The 7,249-nt window shown below is 40.1% G+C and carries 6 protein-coding genes, 1 rRNA gene, 3 pseudogenes and 1 other annotated feature; of the genes and pseudogenes, 3 read left to right on the plus strand and 7 right to left on the minus strand.

Going from position 1 to position 7,249, the window contains the following annotated elements:
- The 3 genes from ACQQ6X_RS08985 to ACQQ6X_RS08995 all read right to left on the minus strand — a co-directional run.
- On the minus strand, window positions 1-189 hold a 189-nt coding region (locus ACQQ6X_RS08985), incomplete at its 3' end, for a hypothetical protein (protein ID WP_430493569.1).
- 473 nt (window positions 190-662) lie between these two features.
- A complete protein-coding gene (locus ACQQ6X_RS08990) occupies window positions 663-866 on the minus strand; it encodes a hypothetical protein (RefSeq protein WP_063211117.1) in 204 nt (67 codons plus the stop codon).
- A 67-nt stretch (window positions 867-933) separates the two neighbouring features.
- Window positions 934-2,481 (minus strand): radical SAM/SPASM domain-containing protein, encoded by a 1,548-nt coding sequence (locus ACQQ6X_RS08995; protein ID WP_305168246.1) that lies wholly within the window; start codon window positions 2,479-2,481, stop codon window positions 934-936.
- A 429-nt stretch (window positions 2,482-2,910) separates the two neighbouring features.
- On the opposite strand from ACQQ6X_RS08995, the pseudogene ACQQ6X_RS09000 reads away from it, so the two are divergent.
- Window positions 2,911-3,185: pseudogene (locus tag ACQQ6X_RS09000) on the plus strand (transposase); the annotation flags it as partial.
- Window positions 3,186-3,350: 165 nt separating this feature from the next.
- Complete coding sequence (locus ACQQ6X_RS09005) at window positions 3,351-3,716, plus strand: transposase (RefSeq protein ID WP_305168247.1); 366 nt, start codon at window positions 3,351-3,353, stop codon at window positions 3,714-3,716.
- 40 nt (window positions 3,717-3,756) lie between these two features.
- Here ACQQ6X_RS09005 and ACQQ6X_RS09010 read toward each other — a convergent pair whose 3' ends face one another.
- Window positions 3,757-4,017, minus strand: coding sequence for an AMP-binding protein (locus ACQQ6X_RS09010; protein WP_430493600.1), 261 nt, complete (start codon window positions 4,015-4,017; stop codon window positions 3,757-3,759).
- Window positions 4,018-4,166: 149 nt separating this feature from the next.
- Here ACQQ6X_RS09010 and ACQQ6X_RS09015 point away from each other — a divergent pair, with 149 nt between their 5' ends.
- Window positions 4,167-4,289 carry a hypothetical protein gene (locus ACQQ6X_RS09015; protein ID WP_326403679.1) on the plus strand — a complete coding sequence of 41 codons (123 nt, stop codon included), beginning with the start codon at window positions 4,167-4,169 and terminating at the stop codon, window positions 4,287-4,289.
- 125 nt (window positions 4,290-4,414) lie between these two features.
- Here the strand turns inward: ACQQ6X_RS09015 and fabD are convergent.
- The 3 genes and pseudogenes from fabD to rrf all read right to left on the minus strand — a co-directional run bounded on the left by fabD (window position 4,415) and on the right by rrf (window position 6,970).
- A pseudogene (gene fabD / locus ACQQ6X_RS09020) lies at window positions 4,415-5,635 on the minus strand (ACP S-malonyltransferase).
- A 573-nt stretch (window positions 5,636-6,208) separates the two neighbouring features.
- Window positions 6,209-6,669, minus strand: a pseudogene (locus ACQQ6X_RS09025) (GNAT family N-acetyltransferase).
- A gap of 184 nt (window positions 6,670-6,853) precedes the next feature.
- Window positions 6,854-6,970, minus strand: a 5S ribosomal RNA gene (gene rrf, locus ACQQ6X_RS09030).
- A 165-nt stretch (window positions 6,971-7,135) separates the two neighbouring features.
- Window positions 7,136-7,219, minus strand: a sequence feature (23S ribosomal RNA rRNA prediction is too short).
- Window positions 7,220-7,249 lie beyond the last annotated feature (30 nt).

Here is a 7,249-nt window from a genome sequence, read left to right on the forward strand (position 1 = left end):
AAGAGAACCTATTTGATCTATTATATGCTGCCATACAATTAAGTTTATGATATCAGGTAAAGCCATAACAAAGCTTAAAACTAAAATTAATATGAAGTATTTTTTGGAAGAAGCGAATAATACGCTTAGAGTAGTTTTTATAATAGCAACGTAGTTACTAAAGTGTCTAAATTTGTTGAATTTCTTCATCTCAGATATCCTCCAGTATTCATTGTTTTCTGCTACTAAGGACGTGACTAAAGCCTGAAGAATAATGTGGTATGATTAAAAAAAGTCGATGGATTAGAGAATTCACCCAAGTTATCTAAGTATCTGGAATTTGTATACATAACAGTTGTTTTCAAATTCACTCAATGAATGAGTTTTCAGTCACATTATGATGATTATTTATTTATTTTAATCTACCAAGGTTATTATATTTTAATATAAGTCATAGCCTACTGGAGAGTTACTCCAGTCTAACAACCTTAGATTTGAATACAACAGTGTCTCCGTTGGTAATAGACGAAGACACTGTTTGGTTTGTAAAACTTAGTTTCTTGTCGCATCGGAGTTATACGCGTTGTTTACAGCATCGACGCAAGAGCAACTACAACCAGGTTCTGAAATTTTAGTAGCTTAATAGTTCGCTAATTGAGAATTACGCATATTGGTTTGTATAACTAGTTTCTTGCTGCGTCTTGGTTATACGCTTCATTTACAGAACCACTGCAAGAGCATTGACAACCAGTTCCTGAAGTTTTAGTAGCCGCATAGTTCGCTTTTTTAGAGTTACACATACATGGGGCCATGATAATGACATCACGAAAAGCTACGCTCTCATTGTCAATAGCTTGCTGTTGATATGGATTCATAATTTTCAACATGTTCTCACCTCCTTTCATTTATGTATTTATCTAGGTTTAAATGAGAACAGTTAAGCCTAGAAATAAATTATAATAAAGATACATCTTCATTAAGGGTTGCCAACTTTTCCGGTGATGTCCTAAGTAAATTGTGATAATTCCTTAAACTACGTTCTGCTGTACTTCTATAATATTCACACTCTGCAAGATCAGGTTCCCTGACTCCCGAAGAATCCATTCTGTCTACATAACAACTACTACAAAGTTTAGCAGCCCAACAATCAGAGCAAATATTTTCCCAAGCTTCGGAAAATTCATAAACATATTTATTATAAATATTTTCCTCAATAATCCCTTGATTTACATTCCCTATTGAAGGACTGTTTCCGATCCTTTCACATGCGAAAAAATCGCCATCTGTGGAAACAAATAATCGTCGGGATCCAACAACACAACAACCGTTCATTGGCACAAAATTAGTAGCTCTTTTTGTTACGCTTCTTTTATGAATTCTATCAAGTGAATTAAAGATAGATTGTTCTTTAAGTTCTTCCAAATTATTAGCAATATTGATTTGCTTATCCTGCCATTGTCGTAGCGATTGGTCATTAAAATCTGAGCTTTTAAGCAGTTCTTCCGGTACAGTGCCAGGACCGGCATAGCCTAATTGATATCGAAAATCTTCATGAGTAAAATCCAAATTTGTAAAGAATTCATCTATTTGGGAAACCTTTTCTACGCTAAACGGAGGCATGTACACCGCATTTGCACCAATGTGCATGTCCTTACCATTTTTCTTAGCTACACTATTTAATAATTTGAATTTCTTGAAAACGTCATCAAATGAGCCGGAGCCATTCTTATAAACTCGATACATATCATGTATTTCTTTGGGACCATCAATGCTACAAAGAATAGATAAATTATCAACGGTAGAAAAATATTCAGCCATTTTGGGGGTTAATACAGACAAGTTAGTAGTAAAAGAAAAATGTATAGTCCTGCCAGCTAAAGCAACCTTCGAGTATTCAATAACTTCTTTTAATAGCTCGAATTCAAGTAAAGGCTCTCCTCCATAAAAAGTAATAAAAACTTCCTGCTGATCCCCATAAAGTTTCATGAAATCAATAGATTTAAGCGCCGTATCAGATGACATTCTTTTTGAAGTAAACGGCCGATTGTGAGGATACCCATCATGGTATATGCAATAGCGACAACGCATGTTGCATTTTCCAGTTAATTCTAAAATGAGTTGCGTTGTGCCCATATTCATTTGATTTTTCATATACTCTAGGGATATGTCATTATATAAGTGCTTAATATTGAATCCTTTGAATAAATCCTCTTCATTAATTGAAGTCATTAATTCGCTTACATTAAGGTTGTGAGAATAAATAAATTCATTTAATTCATCTAAACTTTTATTAGAGGAAATTAACAATTCAATCAACTGAGCTATATTACTGTCAACCATCACAACCTTACTAGTTCCACTGTCGTAGAAGTAATAAAAGTTATGTTCTGAAAATATCTTCCCTATGGAAAATGCTGTTTTTGCTGGTTTTTCTTTTTTATAATCTTGGATGTAATTATAGAGTTCTGAAAAGTCTCTGAAGTTAACTTTACATAAATCCATTACATTACCTCCTGCCAATATAATACAGCTATTGAGTATTATATTAATGACAAATTAAAAAAATATCAACACTTTTTTTTATATCCACATCAACTTTCGATCTCACCAATTCTAGCTTGTGAAGTCTAATAGGTGAAAAGTCTACTTGGAAAGGCTAAAACCGAGCCACCAATAGCGAATCTTGGACGGTTGAGAGTAGTTCCAGACGTTAAAGCCTAGACAGCCAAATAGTTTTCCCAAAAGTGAGGGGCCCTGGAGGAAGTTGGTTGAACATCGATAAACTTGACTCAGCGCTCTGACCATTCAATGTCTGGATCGTCGAATTGGTCACCTGCAACAGGAAGTAACCGCCTGGGAAGTCGAGGGTAACCTGAATCAATAGTTGGTTCAATAGCCCTGCAGAATCTTTGAAGCATTCGGCATATATTTGCCGATTTGTATCTAGAAGAGTGGCTGGGATGGGCAGAACGTTCTCAGCTTCCACACACGGTAAAAGTGGTACAGACCGTGAAACATCACCAAACAGGTATCCTTCTCTGGTTCCACAGCCACCTCACCAATGGATTACTTGAGGGAATCAATATTTGGTTCAAGCGGCAAAACGCCGGGCCAGAGGATACCGAAACGTTGAGAACCTCATTGCCATGGTTTACATAACTGCCAACAAAACCAAGCTACCTAAACTTGCCGCTCGAAGAAACTAAGCCTGTCTTTCCCCTTCCCTTTTACCAGGTTTACAAAGAAACTCCTACATCTATGGATTCTCTGAACCTATGAATACAGGGGGTTACCCATCCGGTAGTGATATGCTCCCCATATAGTAGACAGGTGAGATAATAAAAATCTGTGACTGTATGGGGAGCATTTTTATGGAACGAAAGAAGTTTACGGCACTTGAGAAATTAACGATTCTTCGAGAAATTAAACAAGGATTCATCGGGATGAAGGTTACAGCCCGGAAGTTTGGAGTATCAAAAAACTCTATCGTGAAATGGCGGCGACGTTATGAAGTGTACAATTACGAAGGGCTGGAAGCCCATACTCATAACCGAACGTATTCCGCAGAACTTAAACTCCAATCTGTGAAGGATTATCTCAAGGAAGGATTATCGCAAAACCAAATCATTTACAAGTATAAAATTGCAAGCCAAAATCACAGCGTTTATCCAATCTCGTATCCATCCAGACCTTCATCCCCATTATATCGTCCGCTGGGGAACCGACGAATCAGATAGAATTCTTGGGACTCTGCCAATTAACGAAGAACAAGAAAACTTACTGCTCCGATACTTTTTTCAGCCACAGAGAAGGGCGCCTGATAAAAAGTGCCGTCGGCATAATCAGCTGTTTGGCATTAGCAATCACACAGATTAAATGAAATGCGATCAATCCTAGGTCATGCGTCAGCATGACTCCTTTGGGATCGCCTGTAGAACCTGAGGAGAAATGGATAAAAGCTAGCTCCTCCGGTTTGGATATATAAACTACACCTTTATTCTGAGTAGAATTTCGAATGTATAACTTGAAAAAGTCGATTTTTTAACCGGCTCAAAGGAATCTAGCATCTCGTGCTGTTGCGCGTATTTTTCAAACTGCTCTAATACCTTGTCATCTGCAACCATATATGGCCGGGAGAGTGTGTTCCAGATTTTAAACAATTTCATTTTATCCCATCATTATTTCCTATGCTTACAGGTACAGGAACGATTCCACCAAGCAGCCAACCCCAAAAATACATTCAAAAAGGTATCGTTGTCGTCGATCTGTATGATCAACTCATCGCCGGGTTTTACTCCTTGTTCCTGTAATTCATGAAGCACCTGTAATGCTTGCTCCAGAAGTTTTCTATAGGATACGTATTCCTCTTGTTTATCACCGGAAATAAAAAGGATTCCGTTCTCATCCCGGCTTGCACGGTCCTGAATGGTTTCAACTAAGGTTTGAAACTTGCTCCATCCTGATCCCTCCTCAATTGCTCTAGCATTGCTTTCTGCTCTCCTTCGGAGACCTGTTTGGTTTGCAACACAAGGCGAATACACTCCAGTATTTCCTGTCTTTGCTCAGAAGCAGGAAGCGAACTGCTGCCTGATTCCAAGTTTCGCAGTAAATTTTCCAGTCTGCGCACAGGTAGAATAACACCTTTTCGATACTCATCTTTATTCCAATTGGCGTTGGGGGTAGACACTGCTGTGACAGGGAACAGGCAATCCAATCACGAATCGAGAAACGGCGGTCCAGTTCAAGGCGATCCCAGTTTCTGTCCAAGGACAGCACTTCGATATTAGGGCTTATTTCCCTCGTTAAATTTTTCAGCACCGTTCGTGGACCTAACTGGATGCCTTGTTTTACGCCATGATTCATCATATATTGCACAGTTTGAATCCATCGAACCGGGTGAGTCATTTGCAAAATCAATCCTTGGCGAATGCTATCAACATCGCGGTATGGCTGAGCGATCACATTGGAGATCACGGGCCACTTCGGCTCATTTAAAGTGTACTTTTGCAGTTCTGCGGCCAGTCTGTCCGCAGCAGGCTGCATAAGCGGACTATGAAAAAGGCCGCTTACCTGCAACCGCGTAATTTGGGCCCCCCGCTGTTCTAACTCGCCAGCTGCCAGAGCGACAGAGGTATGATGACCTGAAACGACGTATTGGCTAGGTGAATTGTAACAGGCAATGGCTGCAGGCTGATCGACTGTGGAGTACAGACGACAGCATTCTTCCACTTCGCCCAGCATAGCTCCGCGAATAGCAATCATGCTGCCCAGCTTTGCCATTGCGGCTTCCTCCATAAAGCGTCCCCGCTCTTGGACTAATCGTAAAGCGTCTCCAAAGGACAGAATACTGCTGCTTACCAGAGCTGAATATTCACCTAGGCTATGACCAGCTGAAAATTCTGAGATCATTCCGATTTCCTTCATATAACGTCGGAATGCAATGACACTTATCGTTGAGAAGTGCGGGCTGAGTATAGAATGTTCTGGATAGCTGGGTCATCGGACCTGCCATGCATAAAGCTTTCAGATCATATCCCAAAATATCAGCAACCTCTTCGAACAAGCGATCCGCTTCTGCAAAGCCGCTATGCCATGTAGCCCCCATTCCAACATACTGAGATCCTTGACCAGGAAAAACCAAAGCCATACGATTCATATCAAACCCCTTTCCACAAAAATTATGGAAAAACAAAGGTATCTTTACATTTAATGTATGGATACATATGTATGGTGACATTAAGATGTAGAGAAATATTCAGTAAAAAGCAACGAAATCGATTGCCAAAAAACAGTAATTGACATATAGAAGTGAATTGGTAATAGGGTTCCGTCCGTGGTGTGATTGTGAACAAAAGTCAGGTGTGTGAGTAGACTTGGAAGTGTAAAAACCTTGGAGTATACTGAAATTTCAGGCTTGGAAGCTAAAATTCAGCATCATAGATGAATGGTGTGGAATTACTGGAGCCATACAGGATGTTTTCTATAAATAAGCGTTAAATATGGAATATTTTATTTATATATTGAATATGAACTCGAAAAATGTCAATATCCACCCAAATTCTCTTAATAAGAGAAAATTATGAGACATGAATGTTTTTGTTACATTAAGCATAAAAGTAAATTAAAGTATGGCAATATAATATGTAAGTTATATTATACACACAAACAATGTCCTTTTTTGTCTAAAAAATCAGACATGGTTTGTGACAACAGATCATGGCGCGGATCGTTAAGCCCCTTCTGTTAAATGAATTAGCTTCGTCCGTTCCCGGTAATCGGAACTACTTCGGTTAGCCGTCTCGGCTTCCCTTTTTTCACCAAGGTAGACTGCAAATAATTCAGGATTCACCACTTTTCGCAGTAAATGCATCGTCCCGTCCCCTGTCCCATGGTCAAACGCATGAATACGTTCATATCCTTACCGCTCGTACATAGATAGAGATAGGGGTACTTCTCCGCTGCCGTACTATCACCGCAGGGGCACCCAACTGATCACGAATAATCGTGTGTTCTACCCAATTCAGCAGTTTTCTCCCGTACCTTTGCCCCTGTGCAGCCGGGTCTACAACGAACCACATCATAAAAGGCAATTGTGTTTAATTTTCTCCCGTATGATGAGAGCAACGTCTGCCTGAGCAGCAGGCCACTGGAATCCTAACTGCCGATCGTTTTGTACGCTTTGTAGGTCACTTACTGTTCGTCTTCACTAAGCTATCTGAATGTTCAGGTAAAATATTTATGTCATCACTTTCAACAAAGGTCATTCCTTGATAAGGGGTTTTGCGCTCCAAAAAATAACTTTCATATTCTACTATCGACTCGATTCCGAAAAGGTAAAAAGAGCACAGCCAGTAAGGCTGTGCTCTTTTTTTGTGCTTAGCGGCGTCCTACTCTCCCAGGACCCTGCGGTCCAAGTACCATCGGCGCTGGAGGGCTTAACGGTCGTGTTCGGGATGGGTACGTGTGGAACCCCTCCGCTATCGCCACCAAACATGAATTTGCTCTGCAAATTCTCACGTAGGGTTATTCGGTTCATCACAGATCGTGTGAATGAATTGCCGTACGCTTGTCGTATGTACTTCTACATACCTTCAAGGTGTTACACCCTGAAAACTGAATCCGAAACTCATTGCGTTTTATTCTTTAGGATAAGCCCTCGACCGATTAGTATTGGTCAGCTCCATGCATTACTGCACTTCCACCCCCAACCTATCTACCTCGTCGTCTTCAAGGGGTCTTACATACTGGGAAATCTCATCTTGAGGGGGGC

Source organism: Paenibacillus ottowii (assembly GCF_050516475.1).
GTDB lineage: Bacteria > Bacillota > Bacilli > Paenibacillales > Paenibacillaceae > Paenibacillus > Paenibacillus ottowii.